Origin of the sequence: Megasphaera sp. (assembly GCF_047831605.1) — a bacterium.
GTDB classification, from domain to species: Bacteria; Bacillota; Negativicutes; order Veillonellales; family Megasphaeraceae; genus Megasphaera; species Megasphaera intestinihominis.
This window is the reverse complement of record NZ_CP181255.1, coordinates 2,086,768-2,102,177: the sequence shown is the minus strand read 5'-3', so window position 1 is coordinate 2,102,177 and position 15,410 is coordinate 2,086,768. Positions and strand designations below refer to the sequence as shown.

The following is a 15,410-nucleotide window of genomic DNA, read 5'->3' as shown; positions in this document are numbered from 1 at the left end:
GAGTTTCACACATTGGCCAATGTATGGTTATGATTAATCTGTACTCTATTTTAGGGTATATTCAGCCCATTGTAAATGGGACAGATTTATTTTTTTCTGTCTACCAGAAAAAAATAAATCTGTAGGGGCCGTCCTGTCAAGGCGGCCCGCCTGAATCCAATAGAAAAAAAATAAATCCGTAGGTGCTTGCCACGTAGAGGCCCCTACAAAATCAAAACGGGACCGTGCATGACGACATATGTCTTCGTGCACGGTCCCGTTTTTATACGAACCGCTCAATCACACCAGCTTGCGGGATTCCCACAACGTGCCACATGCGGGCTCGCCACGCGCGAGCCCCTACATATCAAAATGCGATGGCCCTTACGGCGACATGATTCATGGCGCTGCGGCCTGCGAACGGCGGGCTCGCCGCTTCTGCTGTCCGTTCTGGCAGCCAGCCTATGCCTTCCGTTGGTCGGCACCTGCTGGGCCAGAAAGGCACGCGCGAGCCCCTACATATCCAAATAGGTCCAGCCCTGGTCCTGGTGGATTTTCTTCTCTTTCATGAGGTGGCCCAAGGCGCGCTTGAAGGCGGCTTTGCTCAGGCCGAATTTGGCTTTGATGACGGCCGGTGCCGTCTTGTCGCCATAGGGCATCTTGCCCTTGCGCTGCTTGAGGAAGTCCAGGATACGTTCGGCATCGGGATTGATGGCATTTTCCTTGGTCTGGCGCAGGGAGATGTTAATGCGGCCGTCTTCGCGCAGGTAGGTGATGCGGCCTTTGATCATCTGGCCGATGAGGATGGGCCCGTTGAATTCGCTGCGGTGCAGGAAGGCGATCCAGCGTTCGCGGGTCATGAGGTATGCCCCCTGGTCGGTCATGTTGTAGACCGCCCCTTCGACCCAGTCGCCGACTTTGGCGTCCGTCGCCGCCCGCGAAGCCCGGCGCATTTCGTCTTCCACTTCCATAGAGACGGCCAGACGGTGGGACTTGTCTTCATAGAGCTTGACCCAGACGTATTCCCCTTCTTTCGGCCGGCCTTTCATTTCGGCAAAGGGCATGAAGATGCCCCGTTCCGTGCCGACGTCGACGAAGGCACCGAAGCGCGTCGTATTGATGACCGGCGCATAGCCGATCTGGCCGACTTTGATCTTCGGCAGGCGCATAGAGGCCGTCAGGCGGCCTGACGGGTCGTGGTACAAGAAGACCGTCACTTTGTCGCCAACTTTGACGTCGCCTGTCTGCTGGTTCTTATGGAGTAAAATATCGTCGTTCGTATTGCCCGTACCGCCGTTCAAAAAGACGCCCATATCGCTCTGGCGCAGGACTTCCAGCGTAACAATACTATTTTCCTGAAGTGTCGTCATCTTATTCACCTTCGTAGGCAATGCGCGGTGCGTCGCACCATAAGTTTTCCAGATCGTAATACTGACGATCCTGTTCGACGAAGACGTGGGCAATGACTTCACCGGCATCGATGAGGATCCACTTGCCTTCGCGGTAGCCTTCGACGTGACGGACATCATAGCCGTTCTTTTCCATCTGTTCTTCGATATTGTCGGCAATACTCTGGGACTGCCGGTTGTTGCGGGCACTGCAGATGACGAAGTAGTCCGCCATGAGGGACGAATCGCTCATATCGAGGGTGACGATGTCCCAGGCTTTCTTGTCGTCAGCGGCCTTGCAGGCAATTTCATAGCTCTTCAGTTCTTTCGGTTGTTCAGCTTTCGCTGCTTTCATGGTAATTGGCATGTATATAGTAACTCCTTTATGACGTAATTATTGTTTCGTATCATCCGGTTCCGGCGCCGTCGAGATGGCGTTGTTCGTGCGGCCAATGACTTTCTGGACTTCGACCGGATCGTAGGTCCAGTAGTATTTCGTATCGCCGTTCTTGCCGCTCATGGCCATTTCGCCGGGCAGGATATAGAAATCGATGTTGTCAGCCGTCACGCCGCGGAAATCGAAGGCCAGCTGGGCCATGTCCTTGGCGGAAATGTTGGAATCGACGTTGTGCCAGGCCCGGTACATGAAGAAGGCATTGGTCACGCCGAAGCAGTCCTGCCGGTCTTCATAGAAGTTCTTGATGAACCGTTCCTGCCGCTGCGTCCGCGACAGATAGCCGTCCGCGTCGATATAGCGCATATAGCCGGCGGCTTCCTTCCCGGTCAGGATCTGATAGCCCTGGAAGAGGTTGATGTCGGTCTTCCCCGTCGCTTCGTCGCCGTGGTACATGTTCTTTTCGACGTAAATCGGCACACCGCCGCTGAGGTCGACCATCTTCGAGAAGGAATCGGCCGTAAAGGTCGCATAATACGGGATGGGGATGTGGAAAATGTCTTCGACGACGGCCCGGACCAGGCTCATGCCGCCTTCACTGTAGACATCCTGCAATTCCTGGATGCCCTTTTCCTTGCGCCCTTCGATTTTCGTATCGTCAGGCAGCATGATGATGTCGATGTGCTTCTTGGCCTTGTTGATAGCCGCGACGCCGACGAAATTCGCCTGCTGCGGGTCCCCGCCATCGGTGCCGAGGAGCAGGACGTAGAGCGGCTTGTCCGGGCTGGTCTGGGCAAAGACGGAGCTGTCGCTCTGGGTCTGGCTCGTGTCCGGCACATCCTGCTGGATCGGCGCCTCTTTGATGGACTGGTAATGCAGGTACAGGGACCGGCCTGCCAGGACGATGGCGATGGCGGCGACGACGGCCAGGATGCGGTATAATATCTTTCTTCGTTTCTCCTGTGTCATCCTCAGGCCTTCCCATCTGCGGCACGGACGACGTCGATCTGGGCATTGCGGTTGACGACGGTGCCGACGAAAATAGGTTTGCCCTGGTCGAGGAGATGGCGGATCGTCGAATCATAGCCCAAGAGGACGGCTTCATCGAGGTCGCGCCTGGCTGCCTGGCGCAGGTCGTCGACACCGTCGAAGTCGCGGTTCACTTCGATGTAATCGGCGAGGAAAATGATTTTTTCCAGGGTGCTCATCTGTTCCGCCCCGGTCGTGTGGTGGGCGACGGCCCCCAAGAGGGCCGGGTCGGTAATGCCATAGCGCTCCTTGGCGATGGTCACGGCCGCATAGCCGTGGAGCAGGCCGCCGTTAGCCAGGATAGGTGCCGGCAGGACGGGAAAGGATTTTTCCGCCAGTGCCTGCATCTCCGGCAGGGGCAGCTGTTTGGCAGCATCGTGCAAAAGGCCGGCTACTTCAGCCGTATCGGCATCGCAGCCGTAGCGGTCTGCCAATTCGCGGGCCGCTGCTGCTACACCCAGTACATGGGTATAGCGATGAGAAGACAGAGATTTCTTTAAATCCTCTTTGATTCTATCTTTGAATTCTTCGTTGTACATTGATATACTCCATTTTTTCTGATGTATTCGGCCACAGCCGGCGGTATCATATAGCGCACAGATAGCCCTAAGCGGATGCGGCGGCGCAGTTCTGTCGATGAGATTTCCATGGTCGGTACGGGCAGCTTGAGGATATGCTTCCCCAGCTCTCCGAAAGAGGCGATGATGGAATCGATCTGTTCTGAGCCATCGGGCCGGGTCGCTCCGACGAACTGGCACAGCTTCAGGATTTCTTCCGGTTCCTTCCAGTTGTACAGGTCGTGGATCGTGTCTGTACCGGATATAAAATACAAGATATACGACGGTCCGTAGAGCTTCTTCAGGAAGCGCAGCGTATCGACCGTATAGGAGTTGCCCTTGCGGTGCATCTCCATATCACTGACTGTAAAATGCGGGTTGTCAGCCGTAGCCAGGCGCGTCATGGCCAGGCGCTGCTCGGCCGTCGCGCCGTTGACGTTCTTGTTGGGCGTGATGTATGACGGCACGAAGAGGACCTTGTCCAGGTGAAAGGTCTGGCGCGCTTCTTCAGCGATCATGAGATGGCCTAAATGGATGGGATTGAAGGTCCCTCCCATGATGCCGAGCCTAGTGATTTCCATGGTACCAATAGATTCCTCCCCAGGCGATAGCTACTGCTAACGCGTAAAGCAATAAAAATCTGGCATAATGCCGGTATTCAAACTGTGTCTTCGGCGACGCAGCGTACTGGCGCAGGGTCCGTCCATACCCGCGCAGCTTCCGCAGCCTCAACGGACCTGACCGTCGCCGTCGACGAGGTATTTATAGGACACGAGAGCTTCCAGCCCCATGGGTCCGCGGACATGCAGCTTCTGCGTGCTGATGCCGATTTCGGCGCCAAAGCCGAATTCAAAGCCATCGGTAAAGCGCGTCGACGCGTTGACGTAGACAGCGGCCGAATCGACGGCGGCCTGGAAGGCAGCCGCAGTGGCCTTGTTTTCCGTGATGATGGCTTCCGAATGGTGAGTGCTGAAACGGCGGATATGGTCCAGTGCTTCCTGGAGGGAGCCGACGACCTTGACCGACATGATGAGGGCGTTGTATTCCGTCGCCCAGTCGTCGTCACTGGCAGCCTTCATGGCGCTGGACTGGCAGGCTTCGTCGTCACCGCGCAGCTCGACGCCGTCGGCTTTCATGACCGGCGCCAGTTTCTTGAGAAAGGCCTGGGCCACGTCGCGGTGGACCAGGAGCGTTTCCATGGCGTTGCACGTCGACGGCCGCGAGACCTTGGCGTTTTCGACGATTCTGACGGCCATGTCCAAATCGGCATCCTTGTCGACGTAGACGTGGCAGACGCCGCTCCCCGTTTCGATGCAAGGCACTGTCGCCGTGTCGACGACCATGCGGATCAGGCCGGCCCCGCCGCGGGGAATGGCCAGGTCGATATAGCGGCGCAAGGTCAAGAGTTCTTTGACCAGGGCCCGGTCGGTATCCTCGATGAGGTTCACAGCATCGGCCGGAAGGCCGGCTGCGGCCAGGCTTTCGCGGATGACTTTGGCCAGGGCCGTATTGGAAGCGATGGCTTCACTGCCGCCGCGGAGAACGCAGGCATTACCGGCTTTGACGCAGAGGACGGCGGCGTCGACCGTGACGTTGGGCCGCGATTCATAAATGATGGCGATGACGCCTAAGGGCACGCTGACCTTGCGGATGTGCAAGCCGTTGGGGCGGTCCCATTCGTCGAGGACGACGCCGGCCGGGTCTGGCAGGGCGATGACCTGGCGGACGCCTTCGGCCATGGCGGCGATGCGCTCTTTGGTCAGCGTCAGGCGGTCGACCATGGCCGACGCCATGCCCTTGGCTTTAGCCCGCTGCAAGTCGACGGCATTGGCTGCCAGGATATCGGTTTCATGGGCGACGAGACCGTCGGCGATGGCGGCCAGGGCCTGATTCTTTTCCGCCGTAGAGGCAGCGGCCAGGACGTACGAGGCTTCCTTGGCGTCACGGCCTTTGCGGAATACTTCGGATATCATAGAAAATACCCCCTTTTAATACATGGCGACGAGATTATCGCGATGAATGACTTCCTCATAAATGCCATTGTGGCCCAGGACCTTGGGAATATCCGCAGACTGCAGGCCCTTGATGGCATTGATGTTGACGCTGCTGTAGTTGCTGATGCCCTTGGCAATGGTCAGGCCGTCGTAGACGACGCTGACGATGTCCCCTTCATCGAAGATGCCTTCGACGGCGGTAATGCCGACGGGCAGGAGGCTCGAACCGCAGTCGATGATGGCATTGCGGCAGCCCTGGTCGACGACGAGCCGGCCCTGGGCCTTGCTGCCCGATACGAGCCAGCGCTTCTTCGAGTGCAGCGGCGTTTCTTTAGCTTTGAACAGCGTCCCCACTTCTTCGCCGGCGCAGATACGGCTGATGATGCCGTCTTCACTGCCCGAGGCGATGACCATGTCCACATCGGCTGCCGTGGCAATGGACGCGGCCTGTATCTTAGTGTACATGCCGCCCGTGCCCATGCTGGACCCGGCGTCGCCGGCGATTTCATAGATGTGCTTGTCGATGTTGTCGACGACAGGGATGATTTTGGCATCATCATGGGTCCGCGGATTATCCGTGTAGAGGCCGTCGATGTCGGACAAGAGGATGAGCAGGTCGGCGTCGACGAGGCCGCTGACCATAGCCGACAGCGTGTCGTTGTCGCCGATTTTGTATTCATCGACGGCGACGACGTCGTTTTCATTGATGATGGGAATGACGCCCATGTCGAGCATCGTCAGCAAAGCGTTGCGAGAGTTCATGAACTTGCTCCGGTCCTGGGAATCCATGCGGGTCAGCAGGACCTGGCCGACGACCTGGCCGTATTCGCGGAAGAGCCGTTCATACGTATGCATGAGGACGCCCTGGCCGACGGCGGCGAGAGCCTGCTTTTCCCGTATCGACCGGGGCCGGTGGTCCATGTGGAGCGGCGCCATACCGGCATTGGTCGCGCCGGAGCTGACGAGGATCATCTGCTTACCCTGGTTCTGGAGATCCGCCAGTTCCCGGACCAGGTGTTCCATACGCCGATAGTTCAATTTTCCCGTAGCATGGGAAATGGTGCTGGACCCGACCTTGACGACGATGCGTTTCTTCTGGCCGAAGTCCCTGCTTGTACTGTTCACAAAGCCTCACGTCCTAGTCTTTAATAAATTCGTAATGAGATTTCTTGTCTTTCTTCTTGAATAAGACGCCGTAGTGGCCGATGACCTGGATGAGTTCGGCGCCGAGCATATCGGCCAAATCTTCCATGGTTTCCTTCGTCGGCAGATTGGCGTTGTTGAGGACGTGGGCCTTGATCAGTTCCCGCGCCGTAATAGCAGCACGGGCGCTGTCGATGACGGCATCGCTGAGGCCGTCCTTGCCGATCTGGACGACAGACGGCATGAGGCTGGCCATGCCCTTGAGTTGCTTCTTATCTTTATTGTTCATATGGATCTCCTTGTGCTCATTATTATATAAAATATGTTGGACTCAGGCGGGCTCGCCACGTGCGAGCCCCTACGATGGCTCCCCTATCAGGGGAGCCAATGGCGGCCTGCGTTATTTGTGGTATTCAAATTCCATGGAATAAATGCGGACGGTGTTGCCGTCCTGGATGCCGTGTTCCTGGAGGAGCTTGTCCAGTTCCATGTAGCGCCAGATGCGCTGGAAGCGGCGCAGGGACTGGTCGTCGTCGAAGTTGGTCATAGCGACGAGGTTTTCGATGCGGGCGCCGGTGATGACGAAGGCGCCGTCGTCGTCGCGCTTGACTTCAAAGTCCGGCTTATTCTGGGCTTTATAGACGACTTCTTCCGTCGTTTCGTCCGGTTCTTCGACGTACTCTTCGAGCATCGTCCAGACCCGTTCCAGGAGCTTGTCCATGCCTTCGCCGGTCATGGCGCAGATGGGATAGACTTCGACGCCGTGAGCGGTCATGTAGTCCATGAGCCGTTCCAGGTTGTCCGAATCGCCGAGGAGGTCGATTTTGTTGGCCGCTACGACCTGGCGTTTGCGCGCCAGTTTTTCGCTGTATTTCGCCAGTTCGGCATTGATCTTTTCATAGTCTTCGATGGGGTCGCGCCCTTCGATGCCCGACACGTCGACGACGTGGATGAGGATCTTCGTCCGTTCGATGTGGCGCAGGAAATCGTGGCCCAGGCCGACGCCTTCACTGGCGCCGTCGATGAGGCCGGGGATATCGGCCATGACGAAACTGCGGTGGTCCGGCAGGTTGACGACACCCAAAATCGGGTTGAGCGTCGTGAAGTGGTAAGCTGCGACTTCCGGCTGAGCTGCCGAAACCTTGCGCAGGATACTCGACTTGCCGACGCTGGGGTAACCCAGGAGGCCGACGTCAGCCAGGACCTTCAGTTCCAGGCGCAGCCACCGTTCTTCCCCCGGTTCGCCCCGTTCGGCAAAGGTCGGCGTCCGGTTGGCGCTGGTGCGGAAATGCCAGTTGCCGCGGCCGCCGCGGCCGCCTTTGGCGACGATGGCCCTCTGGCCGTCGCGGGATAAGTCGGCCATGACCTGGCCCGTTTCTTCATCTTTGACGATGGTCCCCAAGGGAACAGTGATCAATAAATCTTCGGCATTGCGGCCGTACTTGTTGCTGCCTTCACCTTTTCCGCCGGGCTTGGCCTTGAACAGGCGGCGGAACCGGAAGTCGACCAGGGTATTGACGTTGCGGTCGGCGACGAGGACGACGTTGCCGCCCTGGCCGCCGTCACCGCCGTTCGGCCCGCCCTTGGGGACGAACTTTTCGTGACGGAAACTGCTCATGCCGTCGCCGCCCTTGCCGGACTGTACAAAAATTCTTGCTCTGTCTATAAACATATTTCACCTCATAGGAATACATGCGGATACAGAAAGAGACACAGCATACATATACCATGTCTCCTGTCTATCTGTCCAAAAATATCTAATTGACGTTACTATCAAATTTTAAAGCATATTCGCTCATCTGTAAAGTCATTTTTCCTGAATAATTTCCAAAGCCTTCTCGAACTGGCTGTCTTCCGGGTCGGACGGCGTCAAGGGAACAACGACATCCGGTTCGATACCGACGCCGTCGATTTCGCGGCCATTCGTCGTCCGATACTTGGCGACGGTCACTTTGACGGCTGATGCCGAGTCGACGGGGAAGACGCCCTGGACGGTCCCCTTGCCGTAGGTCTTGACGCCGACGATGGGTCCGAGTTTCATGTCCTGGACGGCACCGGCGACGATTTCCGAAGCGCTGGCCGAATTTTCATTGACCAAGACGACGATGGGAATCGGGTCATCCGTCCCCTGGGCCGTGTACTGGTCCACTTTGCCATCCTGTTCCGTATAAGACACGATGGTACTGTTGGGCGGAACGAAATTGCTGGCCACGCCGACAGCCTGTTCGACGATGCCGCCCGGGTTGTCACGCAGGTCGAGGATGAGCTTGTTCATGCCCTGCTCGCGGAGCTTGGTGAATTCCTTGGTGAAATCGTCAGCCGTGCCATCACTGAAGACGGCCACGCGGATATAGCCGACGTCCGTGCCGTCGACCATCTTGCCGGCGACTGTCGGCACGTGGATCTGGCGGCGCTGGACGGTAAAGGATTGTTCTTCGCCATCGCGGCGGACGACGAGGTCGACGCTGGTGTCGACAGGTCCGCGGATGTGCTGGGACACATCTTCCAGCTGATAGCCCTCGACGGACGTGCCATCAATGGACACCAGGATATCACCGCGCTGGAGACCCGCTTCCTCAGCCGGACTGCCTTCCATGACACCGGCGATGAGGATGCCTTCATCGGTAGAGGCGATGTAGACGCCGATGCCGGCGTAAGTGCCGCTCATCTGGGCGGAAAAGTCTTTATACAAATCGCCGCCGAGATAGGTCGAATGTTTATCGCCCAAAGTACTGACCATGCCCTTCAAGGCACCGTCAAAGATGGCGTTTTTATCGACATTTTCGGCATAATGGCTTTCGATGATTTCCAAGGTCCGGAAAAACTCGAACATCGACGAAGGCCGGCCCGTATAATACCAAAAGAGGCCAACCATGGCGACAATCATGATGATCATACCGCTGCAGACATATCCCAGCGGCCGGCGGACGCTCTCCCACGTCTGCCGTAAACTATGTTTCCCCATCAGGGTGCCTCCTTGTATAGTGTATCAAACTTCATACCTCAAACATATCCCTGCGGATCGACGGGGTCGCCGTTGGCGCGGACTTCGAAGTGGACGTGAGGGCCGGTGGAGTTGCCTGTCGATCCGGCGTAGGCGATGACCTGGCCCTGAGAGACGCTCTGGCCGGCGGAAACGGCGAGTTCCTGATTGTGGCCGTACAACGTCGACAGGCCGTTGCCGTGGTCGATGACGACGGCATAGCCATAGCCGCTGACCCAGCCGGCTTCGACGACAGTCCCGCCGTCGGCGGCCTGGACAGGGGTCCCATAATCGACACCGATGTCGATACCGCTATGGTAGATGGTCGTCCCGAAGATGGGATGAGTCCGATAGCCGTAAGGCGAAGTGATGACGCCGTTGACGGGCCAGATCATGGCACCGGTCCCTCCCCCGCCGGAAGGCTGGGAGCTGCCGGCATCACTGCTTTCGCCCTGGTCGCTGCTGTCGGGAGCGGCCGGAGCCGGCTGGGCTTCAGCCGACGCCCGCTGGCGCAGCATCTCGGCAATGGACTGGGAAGCCTGCTGATATTCGGCATAAGCCTTCTCAGCCGTGGCCTTATCGGTCTGAGCCTGGTAGAGGACAGCCTGTTGTTCTTCTTTATGCGATGCGATTTCGTCGCGCTTGGCCTTCGCTTCATCGCGCAGCTTGGCCTGGCGGTCGCGCTGTACTTCTAACTCTTTCTGGGCCGCTTCGATAGCTGCCCGTTCCTGGCGGATGTCGGAAATAAGGGAAATATCGGCATCGACGACGCGGCGCAGGAGCTCCAGGCGGTTCGAGAAGTCGCTGAAGTCCTTGGCGCCGAGGACGACGTCGAGATAGCTCAGCTGGCCATGCATGTAGACGTCGCGGATGCGCCTGGTAAAGACTTTCTCCCGCTTCTCCAGGCGGGCCCGGTTCTCGTCGAGCTCGGCCTGAGTCGCGGCTATTTTTTCTTCTGTCGCCGCCAGGTCAGCCGTTACCGTCCGGTATTCGCCCTGGGCCGCTTCCAGGCTCTTCTGGATTTCATAGAGCTTGTCGCTGACGTTGTCGATGACCATTTGGGCCTGGGCCTTCTTTTCGCTCTGCTCGGCCATGCGGGTCTGGACGTCGTCCAGCTGGTCCTGCAGGTCATCGTCGGCAAAGGACAGGAGGCACGGCGACAACAGGGCTGCCGTTACGGCCAGGATAATGTATTTTCTTACCATATTACACCTTCATATATCGTTTCAGCGAAATCGTACTGCCCAAGGCGCCGATGATCATACTGATGACCAGGAGGATGGCCGCCGTGCGGTACATAAAGGGATAGACACTGACCATGGGCAGGAAGGCCAGGGACTGATGGATGGCCGTGACGGCGAATCCATAGAACTGCCACAAGGCCAGGTCAGCCAGGACGCCGCCGATGAAGCCCAGGAGCAGCCCTTCCAGGAGGAACGGCCAGCGGATGAACCAGTTCGTCGCGCCGACGTATTTCATGATGGCGATTTCCTTGCGCCGGGCGAAGACGGTCAGGCGGATCGTATTGGAAATGATGAACAGCATGGCCAGGGTCAGGAAAATGATCAAGGCAATGCCGCCCCAGCGGATGATGCGCGTAATCTGGAAAAGCTGTTCGACGATTTCCTGGCCGTAATGAGTCCCTTCGACTTCGGGATAATCGGAAACGATGTCCGCCGTCCGGCGCACGGCTTCCGGTTCCGTAAAGGTCACTTCATACGAACTGGGCAGGGGATTCTTGCCGTCCAGGGCGTCGAGGATACCCGGCTGGTCCTTCATGCGTTCCTTGAGGATATCCATGGCCTGGTCCTTATCGGTAAAGGCAACGGACTTCACGTCGGGCAGGGCGCTCAGGCGGCGGCCGACGCTGTCGATGTCCTTCTGGCTCACGTCGTCTTTGAGGTAGACCGTGATCTCGACCTGGCTTTCCAGGTTCTCGGCGAAGTAATCGAGGTTGGCCACGAGGGTCAGGAAAAGGCCCAGGATGAACAGCGACAAGGCGACGGTAGCGATAGAGGCGATGGACATGAAGCGGTTGCGCCAGAACGACTGGAGCGCTTCGGTCATGTAATAGCGCATGGTCCTAAGTTTCATCGTCGTATCCCCCCTTCTGTTCATCGCGGACGACTTTGCCGCCGTCGATTTCGATGACCCGCTTGTTCATCATGTCGACGAGGGTCTTATCATGAGTCACCATGAGGACTGTCGTCCCCATGTGGTTGATTTTCTTGAAGACTTCCATAATGTCCCGCGACGTTTCCGGGTCCAGGTTCCCCGTCGGTTCATCGGCAATGAGCAGCAGCGGCCGGTTGACGATGGCCCTGGCGATGGCTACGCGCTGCTGTTCGCCGCCGCTGAGGTTCTTAGGCAGGGCATCGGCCTTGCCGACCAGGCCGACCAGGTCGAGGACATCGCGGACACGGCGGCGGATGAGGCGCCGCGGCGCTTCGATGACTTCCATGGCAAAGGCCACGTTTTCCTGAGCCGTCTTATTGGGCAGGAGGCGGAAATCCTGGAAGACGATGCCCATTTTACGGCGCAGATAGGGCACGCGGTTCTTGGCCAGCTTATTGACTTCAATGCCGTTGACGAAGACCGAACCCCGCGATGGCAGTTCTTCATAGGACAAGAGCTTGATGAGCGTCGACTTGCCGGCCCCGCTGGCGCCGACGACGAAGACGAACTCGCCCTTGCCGATATGGAGCGATACGTGGTCCAGGGCAATGGAGCCATTGTCATAGACCTTGGATACGTTCTTTAATTCAATCATAAGGACCTCCGATGCTGTTGCAGGCGCTTGCGGACGCCCTTGCGGCCTTCCAGGATGCGCAGGGCCAGATAGGCATTGCGCAGGGACTGGCGCCGCAGGTGATTGAGGCGGGCCTTGATTTCCGGCGCCAAATGGCCGAGAGCCAATTTCTGGCTCACGTCGGCGACGATATCCGCAGCCTGGACGTCTTCTGTCGTGCCGCAGACCCTATCGCCGATGAGGTCGATGAAACTGTCGATTTTCGGGTCATACGACACGGCCGTCGCCGGCACCTGCATGATAGCCGAAAAGATGAGGGCATGCAGGCGGTTGGCAATGACCGCATCCATACAGCCCATGAGGGACATGAATTCCACCGTCGTATAGTGGCCGTCGAGGACGACGGCTTTCGTCTTCATGCGGCTGGCAATGTCGCGGCCGGCTTCGACGTCGGCCGGGTACTGCATGGGGATGAAGATGACGTGGACGTCCTGTGTTTCCTGCAGCTCGTCAACAGCAGCGGCAATGGCGTCCTTATAGGCTTCATGGTCCTGCCAGTTGCGGACGGCAATGCCCAGGCGCCGGCGGATGCCGGTGATGCCGTGTTTCTTGAGAATATAGAGGCCGATGTTCTTATCGACGAGATGCATGGACAAGACGGCGTCAGCCGTGACATGGATAGGCGGCCGGGTCACGCCCATGGCGGCCAGTTCGGCTTTGGAATCGGCATCGCGGACGCCGATGACGGCGACGCGCTGCAAGACATCGCGCACAGCCCGGCGGGCCTTGGCACCGCGGACGGGGCCGATGCCCTGAGCGTAGAGCATGACGGGCTTCTTGAAGAACAGGGCGATTTTCATGATCCACAAGTAATAATAGAGGCTGCGGGCGCTGGTCACGTCCTGCAAAAGGCTGCCACCGCCGCTTATAAGAATATCACAGCGGCGAATGGCCGCTGCGATAGCAAAGAAGTTCAGGCGGTGTACAGCCTGTACGTTATGGTTTTCCCGGGTCATGCGGCAGTTGCCGGTGATGACCGTAATCGATACGTCGGGAATGATGTCTTTCAGGGAGCCGACAATGGCCGCCAGCATGGCTTCGTCGCCGGCATTGGCAAAACCGTAATAGCCGGAAATAACGACTCTAGTCACGATGGGCCACCTGCTTTCCCAGCCACGTCGTCACATAGCTGACGATGGCAATGGCGATGATCAGGCCGATACCGATGACCATGCCCGTCACCCAGCCGTTGATGCCGCGGATGAAGGACATGAGGAAAGGCGTGCGGATATGGGCGAAGGTTTCGACCATAGAGCCGACGCCGATGGCAGCGGCGATGACCAGGAAGAAGTGCAGCAGCTGCGGCCATTTACGGTACAGCGCAGCGACCATGAGGTAGAAGGCCGGATGGCCGATGAGGAATTCCTTTTCCCGCGGGCGGGCATAGAGGACATTTTCCAGGAAGCGGCGCATAGCGACTTCCACGCCCGGTACGGGGACGCCTGCCGTGTGGCCGCTGCGGCCGACGAAGATGACGCCAGCCAGGGCCAGGACGGCCAGGATAAGGATGGTCCCCATCTTAATGGGAATATTGAGGAAATCCTTGACGAAGACCTTTAGGTCTTCCGGCGAGGCGATGGTCTGTCCCATGAGCGGGAAGCGGCGCAGATAGCCGATAGCCACCAGGATCAGGGGCAGGATGAAGGTCAGCTTGACGCCGCGGTAGAAGTCGAATTCCATGAAGAAGCGGATATTGCCCAGCATGGCGGCGATATAGAGGCCGCCGATCATGGCCACGGCGACGGCAAAGAACAAGCCGATGGTGCCATCGCGGACGACGCGGCCATAGCCGAGTTTCTTAGTGATCTTCATCTTCTTCCAGTGGTCCAGGGCCAGGAGAATGGCCGCTGTCGGCGCAGCTGTCGCACAGCCGATAGCCCAGACCTGGAGGAACAAGGCCCCTTTGGCGACGATAGCACCGATGACGGCACAGACGATGCCCAGGCCCATGAGGATGTAGTTCTTGCGGTCCGTCAAGGGCAGGAGCAGGTTGAGGACGAAGACGAAGCCGCAGGCTGCTGCCGCTGCCGTAATGGCCAGGAGCAGGCGGTTCGGATAATAGGCCGGCATGATGGAAGCCCGGCCCAGGGTGTAGCCCCGGTCCGTCAGTTTCTGCGAAACCATCTTGACGTAAGACAAGTTGGTCTGGGTCAGGTTCATGCCGTGGAGAGGCTTCTTATAGAGCGGATAGAGATTGACCCGGGCATTGCGTTCCAGGTCGCTGATGTAAAAGCGCATAGCCGCTTCTTCAGGCGTAATCTTTTCCAGTTCTTCCTTGGCCATGGCATAGACGCGGGCCGTGCGGTAATGGACCAGGCCGGCCAGGTCATACATGCCGTCCTGCTGATTATACTGGAGCTGGTTGACCGATTCGATCATATAGAAAGGAATGTCCCTGTCGTTCAGGTTGTCCGCCGTATAGTCCAGCATGGTCTTGCGTTCGGCGTTGACCGGCGTATAGCCCAGGACTTCCTTGCCGACGAACATGATGCCCGATACGTTCTTGATCTGGTCGACGCGGTCGAAGAAATGAGCGACCTGTTCCTTCGTCGGGTTGCTGTAATTCGTCGGCCGCAGGATGACGTGGAAGCCGTGGTCGCTGATGGTCTTGGCGTCGGCGCTGAGGATACCCAGGTTGACATCGCCTAAGCCCGGCATGACACCTTGAATACCGGCAATACGGTACGGGCCATGGGACATGATCTTGACTTTATCGTCACCCAGGCGGGTCTTGAGGTCGGACACGACTTCGTCGAAATAGAGGTCCGTCTGGCCCTGGGGCTTGCCGATGAGGTAGTAGTCATAGGATTTGTCGGTAATGCCGAACTGAGGATAATAGAGGTCGGCACCGAGTTTCGTCACCAGCGACAGTTCGCCGCGCTGGGTCAGCTTATTGAGGGTAGTATCGTAAATGGCAAAGCTCGTAACGCCGGCATCGCGGCACATCTGAAGTGCCGTGTCGAGGTCGTAGCCGTCGTTACGGGCCATGACGACGATGGCATCATAATCCATAGCCTGTTCTACCGTCGTCGACTCATTTTCTATCGCATTGCGTTGTACGCACATGCCCAGCGCACATACGAGGCCGATAAAGACGGCCAGTATCATCGCCAGCATACTGCGTTTATTCATGT

15 protein-coding genes are annotated in these 15,410 nt (G+C 58.0%); all 15 read right to left on the bottom strand.

The features are described from left to right. Positions 1-494: 494 nt before the first annotated feature. The 15 genes from ACFWUB_RS10045 to ACFWUB_RS09975 all read right to left on the bottom strand — a co-directional run bounded on the left by ACFWUB_RS10045 (position 495) and on the right by ACFWUB_RS09975 (position 15,408). Positions 495-1,349 (bottom strand): S1 RNA-binding domain-containing protein, encoded by an 855-nt coding sequence (locus tag ACFWUB_RS10045; RefSeq protein WP_416183896.1) that lies wholly within the window; start codon positions 1,347-1,349, stop codon positions 495-497. A gap of 1 nt (position 1,350) precedes the next feature. Then, complete coding sequence (rsfS, locus tag ACFWUB_RS10040) at positions 1,351-1,734, bottom strand: ribosome silencing factor (RefSeq protein WP_014017001.1); 384 nt, start codon at positions 1,732-1,734, stop codon at positions 1,351-1,353. Positions 1,735-1,761: 27 nt separating this feature from the next. Continuing rightward, positions 1,762-2,730 (bottom strand): LCP family protein, encoded by a 969-nt coding sequence (locus tag ACFWUB_RS10035; protein ID WP_416183895.1) that lies wholly within the window; start codon positions 2,728-2,730, stop codon positions 1,762-1,764. A 2-nt stretch (positions 2,731-2,732) separates the two neighbouring features. Beyond that, entirely contained in the window at positions 2,733-3,329 is a 597-nt protein-coding gene (gene yqeK / locus ACFWUB_RS10030) for a bis(5'-nucleosyl)-tetraphosphatase (symmetrical) YqeK (protein ID WP_020310890.1), read from the bottom strand. Next, a complete protein-coding gene (gene nadD, locus ACFWUB_RS10025) occupies positions 3,287-3,928 on the bottom strand; it encodes a nicotinate-nucleotide adenylyltransferase (RefSeq protein ID WP_416183894.1) in 642 nt (213 codons plus the stop codon). Before nadD ends, yqeK begins: the two co-directional genes overlap by 43 nt. Positions 3,929-4,075: 147 nt before the next feature. Next, entirely contained in the window at positions 4,076-5,320 is a 1,245-nt protein-coding gene (locus ACFWUB_RS10020) for a glutamate-5-semialdehyde dehydrogenase (protein ID WP_292298674.1), read from the bottom strand. 15 nt (positions 5,321-5,335) lie between these two features. Then, complete coding sequence (gene proB / locus ACFWUB_RS10015; protein ID WP_416183893.1) at positions 5,336-6,466, bottom strand: glutamate 5-kinase; 1,131 nt, start codon at positions 6,464-6,466, stop codon at positions 5,336-5,338. 13 nt (positions 6,467-6,479) lie between these two features. Then, on the bottom strand, positions 6,480-6,773 hold the full coding sequence (locus ACFWUB_RS10010) for a YhbY family RNA-binding protein (RefSeq protein ID WP_020310895.1): 294 nt from the start codon (positions 6,771-6,773) through the stop codon (positions 6,480-6,482). Positions 6,774-6,884: 111 nt separating this feature from the next. Further along, a complete protein-coding gene (gene obgE / locus ACFWUB_RS10005) occupies positions 6,885-8,156 on the bottom strand; it encodes a GTPase ObgE (RefSeq protein WP_292108361.1) in 1,272 nt (423 codons plus the stop codon). A 135-nt stretch (positions 8,157-8,291) separates the two neighbouring features. Next, entirely contained in the window at positions 8,292-9,449 is a 1,158-nt protein-coding gene (locus ACFWUB_RS10000; RefSeq protein WP_416183892.1) for a S41 family peptidase, read from the bottom strand. Positions 9,450-9,487: 38 nt separating this feature from the next. Further along, on the bottom strand, positions 9,488-10,672 hold the full coding sequence (locus tag ACFWUB_RS09995; protein WP_416183891.1) for a murein hydrolase activator EnvC family protein: 1,185 nt from the start codon (positions 10,670-10,672) through the stop codon (positions 9,488-9,490). Between the two features lies 1 nt (position 10,673). Continuing rightward, positions 10,674-11,561, bottom strand: a complete 888-nt coding sequence (gene ftsX / locus ACFWUB_RS09990; protein ID WP_278948224.1) for a permease-like cell division protein FtsX — start codon at positions 11,559-11,561, stop codon at positions 10,674-10,676. After that, on the bottom strand, positions 11,551-12,237 hold the full coding sequence (gene ftsE / locus ACFWUB_RS09985; protein WP_416183890.1) for a cell division ATP-binding protein FtsE: 687 nt from the start codon (positions 12,235-12,237) through the stop codon (positions 11,551-11,553). The genes ftsX and ftsE overlap by 11 nt, the downstream gene beginning before the upstream one ends. Next, a complete protein-coding gene (gene csaB / locus ACFWUB_RS09980) occupies positions 12,234-13,367 on the bottom strand; it encodes a polysaccharide pyruvyl transferase CsaB (protein WP_416183889.1) in 1,134 nt (377 codons plus the stop codon). Before csaB ends, ftsE begins: the two co-directional genes overlap by 4 nt. Next, positions 13,360-15,408 (bottom strand): DUF5693 family protein, encoded by a 2,049-nt coding sequence (locus ACFWUB_RS09975; protein ID WP_416183888.1) that lies wholly within the window; start codon positions 15,406-15,408, stop codon positions 13,360-13,362. Before ACFWUB_RS09975 ends, csaB begins: the two co-directional genes overlap by 8 nt. Positions 15,409-15,410 lie beyond the last annotated feature (2 nt).